11 protein-coding genes are annotated in these 14,280 nt (G+C 66.3%); 5 read left to right on the top strand and 6 right to left on the bottom strand.

Going from position 1 to position 14,280, the window contains the following annotated elements:
* Positions 1 to 49 precede the first annotated feature (49 nt).
* Complete coding sequence (locus B2747_RS00970) at positions 50 to 1,036, bottom strand: hypothetical protein (protein ID WP_291155629.1); 987 nt, start codon at positions 1,034 to 1,036, stop codon at positions 50 to 52.
* 73 nt (positions 1,037 to 1,109) lie between these two features.
* Here B2747_RS00970 and B2747_RS00975 point away from each other — a divergent pair, with 73 nt between their 5' ends.
* Positions 1,110 to 2,513 carry an MFS transporter gene (locus tag B2747_RS00975; RefSeq protein ID WP_291155631.1) on the top strand — a complete coding sequence of 468 codons (1,404 nt, stop codon included), beginning with the start codon at positions 1,110 to 1,112 and terminating at the stop codon, positions 2,511 to 2,513.
* Positions 2,514 to 2,528: 15 nt separating this feature from the next.
* Positions 2,529 to 3,923, top strand: coding sequence for a lysophospholipid acyltransferase family protein (locus tag B2747_RS00980; protein WP_291155633.1), 1,395 nt, complete (start codon positions 2,529 to 2,531; stop codon positions 3,921 to 3,923).
* A gap of 423 nt (positions 3,924 to 4,346) precedes the next feature.
* Here B2747_RS00980 and B2747_RS00985 read toward each other — a convergent pair whose 3' ends face one another.
* From B2747_RS00985 to B2747_RS01000, 4 genes are all read right to left on the bottom strand, one after another.
* Positions 4,347 to 4,730, bottom strand: coding sequence for a hypothetical protein (locus B2747_RS00985; RefSeq protein WP_291155636.1), 384 nt, complete (start codon positions 4,728 to 4,730; stop codon positions 4,347 to 4,349).
* Positions 4,731 to 4,752: 22 nt separating this feature from the next.
* Positions 4,753 to 5,142, bottom strand: coding sequence for a type IV pilin protein (locus B2747_RS00990; RefSeq protein ID WP_291155639.1), 390 nt, complete (start codon positions 5,140 to 5,142; stop codon positions 4,753 to 4,755).
* 257 nt (positions 5,143 to 5,399) lie between these two features.
* Positions 5,400 to 8,375, bottom strand: coding sequence for a DNA polymerase I (gene polA, locus B2747_RS00995; RefSeq protein WP_291155642.1), 2,976 nt, complete (start codon positions 8,373 to 8,375; stop codon positions 5,400 to 5,402).
* Positions 8,376 to 8,410: 35 nt separating this feature from the next.
* The gene (locus tag B2747_RS01000; protein WP_291155644.1) at positions 8,411 to 9,589 is read right to left on the bottom strand and encodes a GWxTD domain-containing protein; all 1,179 of its coding nucleotides are present in this window, start codon (positions 9,587 to 9,589) and stop codon (positions 8,411 to 8,413) included.
* 324 nt (positions 9,590 to 9,913) lie between these two features.
* On the opposite strand from B2747_RS01000, the gene B2747_RS01005 reads away from it, so the two are divergent.
* The 3 genes from B2747_RS01005 to B2747_RS01015 all read left to right on the top strand — a co-directional run bounded on the left by B2747_RS01005 (position 9,914) and on the right by B2747_RS01015 (position 13,190).
* On the top strand, positions 9,914 to 10,861 hold the full coding sequence (locus tag B2747_RS01005) for a serine/threonine-protein kinase (RefSeq protein WP_291155647.1): 948 nt from the start codon (positions 9,914 to 9,916) through the stop codon (positions 10,859 to 10,861).
* 31 nt (positions 10,862 to 10,892) lie between these two features.
* Entirely contained in the window at positions 10,893 to 11,486 is a 594-nt protein-coding gene (pyrE, locus tag B2747_RS01010; protein WP_291155650.1) for an orotate phosphoribosyltransferase, read from the top strand.
* Positions 11,487 to 11,552: 66 nt separating this feature from the next.
* A complete protein-coding gene (locus B2747_RS01015; RefSeq protein ID WP_291155653.1) occupies positions 11,553 to 13,190 on the top strand; it encodes a methyl-accepting chemotaxis protein in 1,638 nt (545 codons plus the stop codon).
* Here the strand turns inward: B2747_RS01015 and B2747_RS01020 are convergent.
* Positions 13,102 to 14,085: a helix-turn-helix transcriptional regulator gene (locus B2747_RS01020; RefSeq protein ID WP_291155656.1), complete on the bottom strand. Its 984-nt coding sequence runs from the start codon at positions 14,083 to 14,085 to the stop codon at positions 13,102 to 13,104. The genes B2747_RS01015 and B2747_RS01020 overlap by 89 nt on opposite strands.
* Positions 14,086 to 14,280: the final 195 nt, after the last annotated feature.

Consider the following 14,280-nt stretch of genomic DNA (forward strand, 5'->3'; position numbering starts at 1 on the left):
CTATTGTGCGCTCCATGGCGCACGGAGGCCAGTGTGCGGATTCCGGATGCTACTCGCAGCCCGCGACCGCACTCTCCCAGAGCACCCGCCACCGTCCATCCGATCGCGCGAGGACGGCCGCGCCCAGCGCCACCCCGTCATCGCGTCCGAACAGCACACGCAGTTGGTCAGACGCGGCATTGCGGAATGCCAGCAGCGGTTCGGCCACCACCAGCTCATCCTCGGCACCCGCCGCGCGTTCGTGCCATCCCACCGTCCATTGCCGCGCATCGCGGGTGGGCATGTCCACAATCATCACCAGACGTTCTTCCTGCGGATTGTCTTCCTGATTGATGCGCCGCACCAGCGTCGCGACCGCCAGACTGCTGTCACTGCCCGAGGACCGCCACGCGCGCAGCACCACAAAGGGACGACCGCGGAACGTGGCATTGGTATCGTCCGGCAGGCCGGAGGCCAGGCGGGCCAGCGCCGCCGCGAAGACGGCCGAGTCGCGACTTGCCAGCCCTTCAATGGAATCGAGGGGAATGGGCCGCACCTGACCACGCCGAAAGGCCGCTGTCCAAGGCAGAATGGCGCCGGTATCGATACGCACACGAGCCACCGGCCACGCAGTGCAGCCCTCCGGCTGCACTGACGGCGGCTCCACCACCACATGTCCGGCAAACACCTGCCCGGAGCGCGTGAACAAGTCCAAGGCCCCGTCAGCCACCATGGCGGTCACACCCGTCGTGTCACTTACCGTCAGCTCGGTGGCCTCCGGAAGCAGAAACGACCCGGTGGCAAAGCCGCCGTCGACCGTGGGCAAAACCAGATAGGGCCCCGCCCCCGCGTCCCAGCCACTCGACGTCGGCCGTGCCTCACCCGAACCGGTGTCTCCGCCTGGCGGCACGGAGACCAGGGAGTCGGTGCGCGACACCGGCGGTGTGTCCGTGCACGCCGTGATGGCGACGGCAAGCCACAGTCCGCAGCACAGGGTCAGCGCGCCGCGGCGGTGTACGAGGCGCTGTACCAGGCGGCGGTGGACACGGGAGGTCATGCGGACGGTCATCGCAGAAGTATGTCATGCAACGTACTGGACAGCGACTCTGCCACTCCTGACAATTCCCGCCATGGCTGACGCTCCCCACCCCGCTTCGCGCGCGCCCAAGCCCGCTGCGCCCCTGCCCTGGACCCGGCGAGTCGCACTGGCGCTGGGGCTGCATCGTCCCGAATTGCGCGCCTGGTCCATGTATGACTGGGCTGTATCCGCCATGCAGACGGTCATCATGACGGCGGTCTTCCCCATCTACTTCATCTCGGTGGCCGGCGCCGATCGCCCGCCCGAGCAGGCCACCCAGGCGCTGGCCAACGCCAACACGCTCGCCGCGGTGGTGATTGCGGTGCTGAGCCCCATTCTGGGGGCCATGGCCGACTTCCGCGCGGCCAAGAAGCGCTTTCTCGCGGTCTTCATGCTCATCGGCGTGTTCAGCACGGCGGGCATGTACTTCATTCAGCATGGCGACCTGCTGCTGGCCGCCACTCTCTTTGTGCTCGCCCTCGCGGGCGCGACGGGCAGCATGACGTTCTACGAGTCGCTGCTGCCGCACATTGCCGACGAACACGAAATCGATCGGGTCTCCACCGCAGCCTACGCCATGGGCTACATCGGCGGCGGCGTGCTGCTCGCGCTCAATCTGGCCTGGATCAGCAACCCGGGTCTCATCGGCTTGCCCTCGGGCGACGATCTGCCGCGTGCACAGGCGACACTACCGGCGCGTCTCGCCTTCGTCTCGGTGGGCGTGTGGTGGCTGCTCTTCAGCATCCCCATGTTCCGTGGCGTGCCCGAGCCCGCGCGAACGCTGGAGTCGGATGAACAGGCCGGTGAAAGCGCGCTGCGCGTGGCCTTCGCACGACTTGGCGAAACGCTGCGCGAGATGCGGCACTACAAGCAGGCCTTTCTCGCCATGCTGGCCTTCACCATCTACAACGATGGCATTCAGACCATCATCAAGATGGCCACGGCCTTCGGCACGGAAATCGGCATTGCGCGCAGTGATCTGATCACGGCCATTCTCATCGTGCAGTTCGTGGGCATTCCCTGCGCGTTCCTCTTCGGCAGTCTGGCCGGTCGCCTCGGGACCAAGCGCTCCATTCTGCTGGGCCTCGCCGTCTACACCGGCATCTGCATCTTCGCCTACGGCATCAACTCGGCGCGGGAGTTCTACATCCTCGCCATTCTCGTGGGCACCGTGCAGGGCGGCACGCAGGCACTCAGCCGCTCGCTTTTTGCCAGCATGGTCCCCAAGCACAAGAGCGGCGAGTTCTTCGGCTTCTACAGCGTCTTCGAAAAGTTCGGGGGCATTCTGGGCCCGCTGGTCTTCAGCATCGCCATTGGTCAGACGGGGAGCAGCCGCGGCGCCATTCTCTGGGTCATCGCCTTCTTCGTGGTAGGCGGCGCGCTGCTGACGCGGGTGAATATCCCGGAAGGCGAACGCATGGCCCGCGAAGCCGACGCGCGCACGCGCCGCGCCTGAGACAGCGGCGCGCCCATGCTGTATGCGCTATTCAAACCCGTGGTGGGCGTGGCGCTGCGCTGGTACTATCGCAGCATCACCATCACGGGGCTCGAACGCATTCCGCCATCGGGGCCGGTGTTTCTCGCGGTCAATCACCCCAATGCGCTCGTGGACGCACTCGTGGTGGGGCATGTCGTGCCACGCCGCGTGCGCTTCACGGCCAAGGCCACGATCTTTGCCAATCCCCTGGCCGCCTGGCTGCTGACACGCGTGGGGGTCGTGCCGCTGCGCCGCAGCCACGACGAATCCGCCGCTGGCAGCGCCCCCGATCCGACGCGCAACGCGGCGGCCTTCGACGCCGTGGCCGATGCGCTGAGCGCGCAGGCAGCCATCGTGATCTTTCCCGAAGGCAAGAGTCACGACGACCCGCATCTGGCCCCGCTGCGCACGGGTCTGGCCCGCATGGTGTGGCACGCCGCCGACACACGCGATGTGCACAACATCCGCATCGTGCCCATGGGCCTGCTGTTCGAAGAAAAGGAGCGTCCGCGCTCGCGCATCCTCGTGCGCGTGGGCGAGCCCATGGCCATCGACGCGGTGCGGCAGCAAGGCGCCACCGTATCGTCGCTCACCCAACGGGTCAGCGACGCGCTCGCGGCCGTCACACTCAACTTCGACACCGCCGAGGACGCCGAACGGCTGCAGACCGTGGGGCGCACGCTGGCAGCCTTGCTCGAACCCCTGCGTGCTGTGGGCGACGACACCACGCCACTGGCCGACGTGCTGCGTGTGGTGCAGCGGCTCGATCGCGCACAGCAGGCCCTACGTGAGCGGCGCGATCCGGTCCTCGACGCGCGCGCTCGGCAATTCGAACAGCAGGTGCGCGCCTTCCGCACCACGCTCGACACTCATCAGCTCGATGCGCACGACGTGGCCATTGATCTTGGCGCCACTCCGGGTGCGCGCTTTGCGCTGCGTGAGGCCCTGCTGGCCGCGCTGCTGGCGCCCATCGGACTCTGGGGACGCATCACGCACGCCGTGCCCATTCAGATTGCGCGCGCGATGGCCCTGCGCAACGTGCGCTCGCGCGACGAACCCGCCATGCGCACGCTCGTGCTGGGTCTCGTGCTGGTGCTGAGCGCCTATGCGGCGCAAACCACACTCGTTGCCTGGCTGGTCGGTCCGTGGTGGGCACTCGGCTTCTTTGCGTCGCTCGTGCCGTCGGCCAGCAGCGATTTGCGCTACGGCGATCGCACGCGCCGTGCGCGCGCGCGGGCCCGCGCGTATTTCACCTTTCGCCGCAATCCCGCGCTGCAGCAGCGCCTGCTCGCGGACGCCGAGGCCATTCGGCGAGAGGCAGGCGAACTGGAAAGACTGATCACTATGAATGGAGGTGGTCCAAGATGGTTGAACCGGGAGCTGCCCTGAAGGCACACCGATCTGGTTTGTTGAAGGTGGTAATATCTGGCGTGCTTGCCGGTTGCAGCTCGTCACATAGGCCGCCGGGAAGTTTCCACAACCTCCCGTATCCCTATGCGTCGCAATTCGAGTGCGGTCTGTCTAATGCATCGCAGGATTCGGCAGGTTTGGTCATCGTTACCGTGGTGGAAGCTCCAAGTTGGCCCCGCGGTACGGCAACCCTGCAACACTGGGCAAGAGGACAACCGCAGCTAAGCGCGATAACTCTCGGAGATCCCATCACACTCGACCGCATGGCTCAAGTGGACTCCGTTCGCGCGTGGTCCGCCGACAGTGACACCGTACGTGGGCGTGTGCCTCAGAAGGCGGGATGCAGCACGCGTGTTCGAATTGTCCTCACCAGACGTGTAGCACCCGACTAGCCCGTTACAGCTAGCCCGTCACGACAATTCGATCATCAGCGGGCGGATACACCGGTCCACCCAGGTCCCAGTGCCAGGCGTCGCGCCTCACCCCGCTGCGCGGATCCTTGAGTGGCTTGAACTGCAGGCGCGACGCCCGCAGTCCGCAGGCCTCACCAAAGGCTTCGAGCCGCACCCGATCGGTGCTCACCAAATGCACCAACGGCTCCCCCAGCCACACATGGCGGTGCAGCCAGAGTCCGCCGTCCATGGCGTGAATCATGCCCTCGCGGCGTTTGATGAACTCGCGGCACCCGCTCACAAACACCAACTCCCGCAGACGCGCAGCGCGTCGGCGGGAGTCGGGGTCCTGCGCGATGGGGGGGAGGGAAGCGTCTCGCGCTGGCGTCGTCATGGAACCCGGGTCGGGCCCCGTCTTACTGACACTCGATCACCCCTTCGCGGGTGGCCGGTGCTACGGGGGCTGCCTGACCGTAGAACACCGAGCACACCAGGGGAAGCGCCGAGGGGTGCGTGGCCGTGGCCGACCAGCCCCGGGCGTCACCGGACACGATGTTGATGTTCACGCCCTTCGATGAGTTGAAGCTCAGGCCGGCCAGGTTGTTGGAATACTGCTCGTTGTAGTAGAAGTAGTCTTCCTGCTGACTGGCCACATTCTTGAGGTCCGACTTGATGGACGCCGCGTAGGCTCGGCCCTTTGACTCCTGGAACTTGGGCACGGCGATGGCCGCCAGAATGCCAATGATCACGACAACGATGAGCAGCTCGATGAGCGTGAAGCCCTGCCGCGATGTGGTGGCACGCATGCGCTGTCCTCTGGAGCGGTACCCAGCCGTCATGGCCGGGGGTGATTCTGACCTGGCAGGCCCGGACGGACCTGCGAACGTCTTGCCCTAGCGCAAACCGGATGCCGCATCCTGCGAATTCGCCAAAGCATGAATTGGCAATCACTTACTGAGTTCTTACGGCCCGGAATGACTCGACGCGTCCTTGCAGGCCCCGACGTTTGCTGCAAAGTGCAACACCGGGACCTACGCGAATGCAGGCAAGGACTTACGAGGCCTCAGGACTTGGCCGCCACCCAGTCCGGCCCGATGCCCATCTCCACCAGCAGGGGCACGTTGAGACTGGCCGCGCCCTCCATTTCCCGCTTCACCAGACCGCGGAGCGCCGTCTCCTCGTCGGGCGGCAGTTCGAACACCAGTTCGTCGTGCACCTGGAGCAGCATGCGGGAAGCCAGACCCTCGGCACTCAATGCCCGATGGACCCGGATCATGGCAATCTTGATGAGGTCGGCCGCTGAGCCCTGAATGGGGGCGTTGGCCGCCACCCGCTCGCCGAAGGCGCGGATGTTGAAGTTCCGCTCCTTGAGCTCGGGGATATAGCGCCGCCGCTTGAACAGGGTCTCCACGTAGCCGCGTGCCCGCGCGTCCACCACACACTGCTCGAGAAAGGCCTTCACGCCCGCAAAGCGCTCGAAATAGGTGTCGATGAAGGCCTTGGCCTCAGCGTGCGTGATCTTGAGCTGCCGCGAGAGCGCGTGCGCGCCCTGTCCGTAAATGGTGGCGAAGTTGATGGTCTTCGCACGCGCACGCATGTCGCTCGTGACGTCGGCCAGGTCCACGCCAAAAATGATGGCCGCGGTCTGCTTGTGAATGTCACCGCCCGCCTTGAACGCGCTCACGAAGGCCGGGTCATCACTCAGGTGTGCCAGGAGCCGCAGTTCGATTTGTGAGTAGTCCGCACTCAGCAAACGCCATCCGCTGCGCGGCACAAAACCGCGACGGATTTCGCGGCCCAGCTCACGACGGATGGGAATGTTCTGCAGGTTGGGGTCCGCGCTCGACAGACGCCCCGTGGCCGCCACCGTCTGGTTGTACGACGTGTGCAGACGGTGATCCCGCGGATGCACCAGGCGCGGCAACGAATCGATGTACGTGCCTTCGAGCTTGAAGATCTCGCGGTACTCCATGAGCAGCGTGGGCAGCGTGTGCCCCTCTTCGGCGAGCTCCTGCAACACGCTGGCATCGGTGCTGGGTCCGGTGGCGGTCTTCTTCTTGACCGGCAAGCCCAGCTCCTCGAACAGCACGACACGAAGCTGCGGATTGGAGTTGATGTTGAACTCGTGACCCGCCTCGGCGTAGATGGCCTGCTCCACCTTCTCACGTTCCGCCTGGAAGCGCGTCTTGAGTGAGGCAAACCACGCGAGATCGATGGCCACACCGTCCCACTCCATGTCGGCCAGCACTTCCACCAGCGGCACCTCGATGTCCTGCATCAGCGCCAGCACTTCGTGCGCGGCCAACTGCGGCTCGAGATGCGCCCGCAAACGCATGGTGATGTCCACGTCTTCACAGCTGTAGTCACGCGCGGCATCCACCGGCACCACATCGAAGGGCAACTGCGTCTTGCCCTTGCCACAGAGCTGCTCGTACGAGGTCATGCTGTGGCCGAGATGCTCAAAGGCCAGCATGTCGAGTCCATGCGAGCGCCGACCCGGATCAAGCACATAGCTCGCCAGCATGGTGTCGAATGCCAGACCCGCAAGACGCACACCGGCCCCGCGCAGCACGAGCATGTCATACTTGGCATTCTGCGCGATCTTGGGCACACTCGCGTCTTCCAGCATGTCGCGCAGTGGCGCCATGGCTTCGCTGCCGAAGGCCGGCAGGTTGACCGGTTCCGGCGCGCCCGCGTTGATGCGCGCGCCGGCAATGCCGGTTTCGCCCGAGAGCAGTGCGAGATTGCCACCGCCGTCCTCACGGCGATGCGCAAACGGCAGGTAGTAGGCCTCGCCCGGTGCCACCGCGATGGACAGGCCCACCAACTTGGCGCGCATGGCGTCCACCGCAATGGGCGCGTCGGCATCCGTCACGGTTTCCGTGTCGATGGCGATGTACGGCACTTCGCGCACGCGCGTGAGCAGCGTATGCAGTGCCTCGAGGGTGTCCACCGTGTGGTACTGCGCATCGGCCAGCACCGACACGCCGCTGTCGCTCGCTCGCACCGGCAGCGACGGGCGCGTGCCGACCGCTGCGGCCTCGGCGATGGCCGAGGCGGCCGCCGCACTCAGCATGTGCCCCGCGTTTTCCGGCGTGAGCGGCGTCTTGCCACCCGCCGACACCGCTGGTGCATCACTCACGTCTTTCAGCAGCGACGTGAATTCAAGCTCCATGTACAGGCGCTTGAGTGCCGACGCATCGGGCGCGTGCATACGCAGCGCGTCGGCATCGAGGGTCAGCGGCACGTCGGTGCGAATGGTCACCAGCGTCTTCGACAGCCGCGCCTCGGCCTCGTACTGCTGCAGCGCCTCGCGCGGACGCTTCTTGGTGATCTCGCCAACGTGCGCGATGATGTTCTCGAGCGGTCCGTACTGGGTGATGAGCTCGATGGCGCCCTTCTCACCAATGCCCTTCACGCCAGGCACGTTGTCGCTGCTGTCACCGACCAGGGCCAGGTAATCAATGACACGCTCCGGCGGCACGCCCAGTCGGTCGTTGGCATTCTCCATGCCCACCCACTGCTCGTCCACGCTGGCGGGTCCGCCGCGGCCCGGATTGAGCAGCCACACACCGGGGCGCACGAGCTGCTGGAAATCCTTGTCGCCCGACACCACGACCACATTGTAGCCCTGCTCCACACCCAGACGGGCCATCGTGCCGATGACATCGTCCGCCTCGAAGCCCTCGGCCGTGAGTACGGGAATGCCGTAGGCCTCGAGCAATTGCAGCGTGCGCTGCAAGCCCTGATCGAAGTCGGCCTGGAGATCGTCGGCCAGCTTTTCGCGCGTGGCCTTGTAGTCGGGATACAGCTCGTCGCGGAACGTGGCACCCGAGTCATGCACCCACGCCAGATACTCCGGCTTGTGGGTGGCCAGCAGGCGCTTCAGAAAGTTCGCAATGCCCCAGGCAATCGAGCTGTTCTCACCACGACTGGTACTGAGCGGCCGCTGCAGCAGGGCAAAGAACGCGCGATAGATCAGCGCGTACCCGTCGACCAGAAAGAGTCGCGGCGCGGTGGGACGCGTGACCTCAGCCATGTCGCGTCCCGCCGCTCACGACCCGCGCGAACAACTCAGCGCGGCTGCATGGACTGCTTGCGGCGAATGGCGGCGTCGAGATCCACGCGTCCCTGCGCAGAAAGGCGCCAGCGGCCGAAGCCGGTCTGGTCCACGAAGACAAGCTGCGTGCGCAGCTCGCGATATTCCCAGATCTGCTGGCGGACGCGCGCATTGGGATCGATCAGGCCGGTGTCGGTGATGTTGTCCGGATCACCCAACGCCACGAAGGCGATGCCGCGATCGGACTGCCAACCAACCTGCGCATCATCACGATAGCGGGCGTTGGCGGTGCGGATGCGTGCAAAGTAATCGCGCAATCCTTCGTGTTCAGCCGTGGCCGGCACGGGGTCCGTTTCCTTGAGGAAACGGGTCCACGCGTCGGCACGCTGGGCCGGGCCCGCACTCTGCAGCTCACGCACCCGCTCGGGCGCGGCGAAATACCGCAGGTAGCCGAGCATTTCTTCGAAGGTGGCAATGGGCAGGTCATCGCCCAGACTCACCAGCACGCGCGTGCGCGACGTGTCGCGGCCACCCTGCGGTACCACCTCCACCCGGTTGATGCCGATGCCCATGCGCGAGACCGGGACACCCACCGTGACACTGCGGCCGGCGCCACGCTGCGGCAGCGTCACCGTGCTGTCCCAGAGCACCACATCGGCGTCATCGCGCACACGAACCCCCACCACTTCGGGCAGGTTGGCGCCTACCGCATCGACATACACGGGCAGGAGCGAATCCACACCAAACACAACCGTGGCGCGCGGCCTCGCCAGGAGACGCGGCAGCGAGTCCACGCTCTGACGCGGAATGACTTCATACACCGGGACCGGACTGCCCAGGGCCGTTGCCGAGAGGCGCGGCACGTCGAGCGTCACTTCCTCCGACGAGGACCGGATGCTGCCCCCGTCCCGAAGGGCGATGGCCAGGGTGTAGCGACCTGGTGCCAGGCGCAGGAACTGCTGCCAGATGATGCTTTCGTCGGTGCGCGTCGTTTCGCGGAAGGTCGGGACCCGTACCTGCTCAACCGACTCCACACTGCGCACCACCGTCTGTCCCTGCCGGACTTCCACACGGGCCGTGTACGACGCCGCATATCGGTCGCCTTCACGGGAGAAACCGAGCACACGTGATGGCAATGAGAGCGCCAGCAGGGTCAGCGTGGTGTCCGGCGACGGCGCGCGAAGAAACGACACCGAGGCTGTGAATGGGACGGTCCCCCCACTCGAGACCAGACCCAGCGACCGGTACAGGCGCTGCATATCCGCCGCGGTCGTGGTCACTACGCCGCCCGCAGGTCCGCCCCCCGGCGGCGCTCCGCCTGGGGGCGCGCCACCCGGTGGCCCGGGTGCCGGTCTGGAACCGGCGCAGGCCGTGAGCAGAGCCGCGACGCCAACACGGACGCAGGCTCGGAAAGTCAGGGCACGAGTTGTCACGGTCTGCATTGCTACCATCTCGGACAGTGGAAGGTCCCGCAACTTTACCTTGCTGGCGTTGCGTGTCGGCGTTACGTTCGCCCCGTGGCTATCGAGACGCTAGTCGGAACGACATTGGCCGGGTATACGGTTCGCGGAAAAGTCGGCGAGGGTGGAACCTCGACGGTGTTTCGTGCCGATCATCCCAAGCATGGCACGGTGGCATTGAAGGTGTTGCGCGAAAAGCTGCAACACGACAAGACCGCAGTGCAGCGCTTCCTCCGGGAGGCGCAGTTTGGCGCACGGGTAGAACACCCCAACATCGTGCGCACCCTCGATTACGGGCAGTCCGAGAGCGAGCGCTACTATCTGGCCATCGAGTGGGCCAGCGGCGAAATCCTCGACAAGTACGCCGACAAGAATGGCCCGCTTCCCATCCGGGACGTGACCGCCATCCTCTCGCAGATCTGCAGCGCCGTGCAGGCCGCGCACGACGAGGGCATCGTGCACCGCGACCTCAAGCCGGAGAACGTCATGTACGATCCGGCTACCAAGCAGGTCAAGCTGCTCGACTTCGGCATTGCCGCGGATACCGACGCCGCTCCCGACCAGCGCCTCACACGAGCCGGGTTCTTCGTCGGCACGCTCATGTACGTGGCCCCCGAAGCGCTCTCGGGTGAACTGGTCGGCCCCGCCGCCGACCAGTACTCGCTGGCCACCATCGCGTACTACCTGCTCTCGGGCTGTCTGCCCTATACCGGCAAGTCCCCACGCGAGCTCTTTTCCCAGCTGCTAACGCAGCCGCCGGTGGCGCTCAACAAGGCCAAGGCCGGTCTCGTCTTCCCCGCCGGCCTCGAAGCGGTGATCATGAAGGCACTCTCCAAGGTGCCCGCTGATCGGTATCCCTCGGTGAAGGCGTTCTCCGACGCGCTCACCGAGGCCGCCAATGCGCCGGCGGTCGCCTCGGGCAGCTCGGCTGCCATCGCCGGCGACGGTGGCAAGGACAAGGGCGGACTCTTCGGCAAGGTGAAGGGGCTCTTCGGTCGAGGCTAACCGGGCGCCGGCCCCTGGCTCCCCTCTCGTCGTGACCACGTCTCCCCATGTACGACTCGTCGCCCTGCTGGCCGAACGCTCGGCCAAGCGGGGCGATTTTGTGCTCGCCTCCGGACGCCGCTCCTCCCTGTACGTGGATTGCCGGCTGACCACCATGCATCCCGAAGGCCAGCTGCTCATTGGCCGAGCTGGCCTGGCCGCCCTGCGCGCGAGCCCCTGGAACGTGGACGCCGTAGGTGGCCTGACCCTGGGCGCCGACCCCATCGCCTATGCCATCGCCCACGCGAGTGCGATCGAAGCCGAACGATTGGCTGGCGCACCCGGTCCCGAAATGGTTCGGGCCTTTACCGTGCGCAAGGAGGCCAAGCAGCACGGCACTGGCAAGCTCATCGAGGGGGCCTTCTTGCCGGGTGACCGGGTGGCCATCGTTGAGGATGTGATCACCACCGGCGGGTCCGCGCTCAAGGCCGTGGAAGCCGTCCGGGCGGCCGGCGGCATCGTGACGGGGGTACTGGCCCTCGTGGACCGCGAAGAAGGCGGCAGAGAGGCTCTGGAGGCCGCAGGGCTGGAAGTCCTGAGCCTGGTCCGCGCGTCAGAGCTGCTGCCGCTCCTGCCGCCAGCCTGACGGCCGAGCAGCGCGGTAGACCGGCGCAGAATTGCGCCGAGCCGGGTTGGGGCGTCCTTGAAGGCCATGACTGCCCCAGCCCTGACTCCCCGCCACGTGCCCGCGCTGCTCAACGAGGAGCGCGCCAAAGACCTGCGCACCTTTGCGGTTGCCGCGAGGCGGCGATTCTGGAGCACCATCATCGTGGCCGGCGTACTGGTGGCCGGCCTGCAGTTGGGCCTGGCCCAGGTGCCTGCCCTGCTTGTGGTGTCCATGTTCGCGGCCGCGCTGTTGCTCAATGCGGGGCTGGCCGCCCTTGGACGACAGGCGAGCTGGTATCGCCGCTGGTTCAAGTACGTCTTTGCCGTTTTTGACACGCTGCTGATCAGCGTGGTGGTGGGCGTGTTCGGCTCTCCGGTGCTGGCGCTGCTCTACGTCCTGGCCATTGTGCCCTACTCCTTCGATCGCGGGCCGGCGCTGGGCTATATCACGACCGGTTCGTCGGTACTTGGGTATCTGGGTGCGAGTTGGGTATACCAATTCAACCAGCCGGGCGAGGCCGCGCCCTGGGCGCAGGTGTGGTTGGCCGCCGGTCTCCTGGTCGTGGTGTCGCACCAGGTCATTCAAATGCCCTCGCGGCTCATTGCCCGCATTCGCCGTACGCGCGAGCGCGTGGCGCAGGTGGAACGCGGGGACCTCTCCGCCCGCGCCGACGCCCGGCACGCGGACGAGTTGGGATTTCTCGAGGGCAGTCTGAACGGCATGCTCGATGAACTGGAGTGGCTCATCGACACGGTGCAGCAGGAAGCCGATGAACTCGCCGCCGTGGCCTCGCAGGTGCACGCGGCCAGTGAATCGCTGGGCTTTCGTGCGAGTGACGTGAGCGCGAGCGCGCTGGCCCTCCGCGACGATGTCGCACAACAACAGGACGTGGCCGGTGTCGGCGCGCGCGCCGGTCAGGACGCGCGGCGTACCGCGGAGCTTGCCCGTCGGACGGCTGAAGCCACGGCACAGGACGCGCATGAGCTCGATGACGCGGCGGCGACCAGTCGCGCGGCCATTGACCGGGCCGCCCGCACACTGGTGCACGTGGGCGAGACCGTCACCGACACCGCGGCGCAGGTGCGCGCCCTGGCGCCGGCCTCGGACCAGGTGGGAGACTTTGTCGATACCGTGTCGCGTATTGCCAAGCAGACCAATCTGCTGGCGCTCAACGCGGCCATTGAAGCCTCACGAGCCGGTGAGGACGGCGTCGGCTTCGCTGTGGTCGCTGAACAGATTCGCGCGCTGGCCGTGGAGAGCGCACTCGCCGCCAAGCGCGTCACGCACACCGTGCAACAGGTGCGCGAGCAGATCGGGGTGGCGGTGCAGGCCATGGATACCACGGCGACGGAAGTGCAGGGTGCCGGCACGATTGCCCGCGATGCCACGCGCGGTCTGGCGTCGATGCTCGACGGCATTGCCCGTGTCACGCGTCAGAGCGACGAGGCGGTCGGGCTCGCCCGCACCCAGGCCCAGCTCTCATCGTCAGCCGCTGCTGCGTTCGAATCGCTGGAGGGCGCCGTGCAGCGCGCATCCGGTAACGCCCGGGTGGCGGTGGACGGTGTGTTGGCCCAGCGCACGAGCATCGAGGAGCTCACACGTAGTGCGCGTCAGCTCTCCGAGGTGGCGTCGCGTCTTCGTGCGGTGGCCAATCGTCAGGCGCATCACCCGACACATCAGTAACTCCGCGAGCAGCGTCACGGGGCGCGAGTCGTTTCCCACTGAGCCACGCGGGTGGCGAATGAAAGGGATCGAAGCTCTGCAGGGCATCGCGATACGGCAGGACCAGCGTCTCGCGGAAATGCTGCAACATCTGTTCACCCGTTCGCGTGCGTCGAAACGTTGCGGCCGGCATGTCCAGCAGATTCTGTACGTGACGTGAGAACGCCTGCGGCGAGGAATACTCCAGCAGGAACGCAACCTGGGTGATGGAGTAGCCCGGGTTCTCGAACAATCGGGCGGCCCGCACCAGGCGAGCGAGCGCGAGGTACTTCTTGGGTGCGGGAATACCGGCGCGACAGAACCGGCTCATGAACGTGGTCGGCATCACGCCCGCCATGCGTGTGAATTCCCGCACCGTGGTCAGCGTGCGCGGTACCGAGAAGAGCATGTCGAAGAAGCGGCGACACGCAGGGACCGCATGCTGCAGGTCGACATGCAGACGTTGCCGTGCGATGGCCTCGATGCTCTCGGGGTGCTCATCGGCCACCAACTGCCGCAGGTCACGCCATCCCGCCGGCTCACGCACATCCACCAGCGTGCGCACCCCCTGGTGACCCAACTGCAGGACCGCCTGCGTCGCGTGTCGTGGATCGGCAGCGCCCAGCAGCGCGACGGCGGGCACCCCCGGAAACTCACGCACCATGCGCGCCAGTTGCCCGGCGTGTGATTGCTGCTGATAGCGGGCCACCGAGACGAGCACGGCCGAGACGGGCTGTGCGCGCAGATCGGTGAGCACCTGGTCGAGATTCTCGCGATGCACGGTCGTGTACACCCCCTTCCCTGCCGCGTCCACGCGCTGTTGCTCGGCCGGAGTGAGGAACGTGATGACAGCTTTGGACCACGGTGTCGCGGACATGGAATGGGGCCCTCCGAAAGCCGAGGCAGCGGGAAGGAGACATGACAGCGAGGACGGACCAACACGCGCGATGCTAGAGCGCCTCGTCATCACGCTGTCATTGCCGCGCGTCGAATTGTCATCACGCGCGAGGCCCCAGCATCCGTGCGGAGGTTCGCGTGGTGACGCGGAGAGCGGGCCCGCTATATTGCGGAC

Source organism: Gemmatimonas sp. UBA7669 (assembly GCF_002483225.1).
Classification (GTDB): domain Bacteria; phylum Gemmatimonadota; class Gemmatimonadetes; order Gemmatimonadales; family Gemmatimonadaceae; genus Gemmatimonas.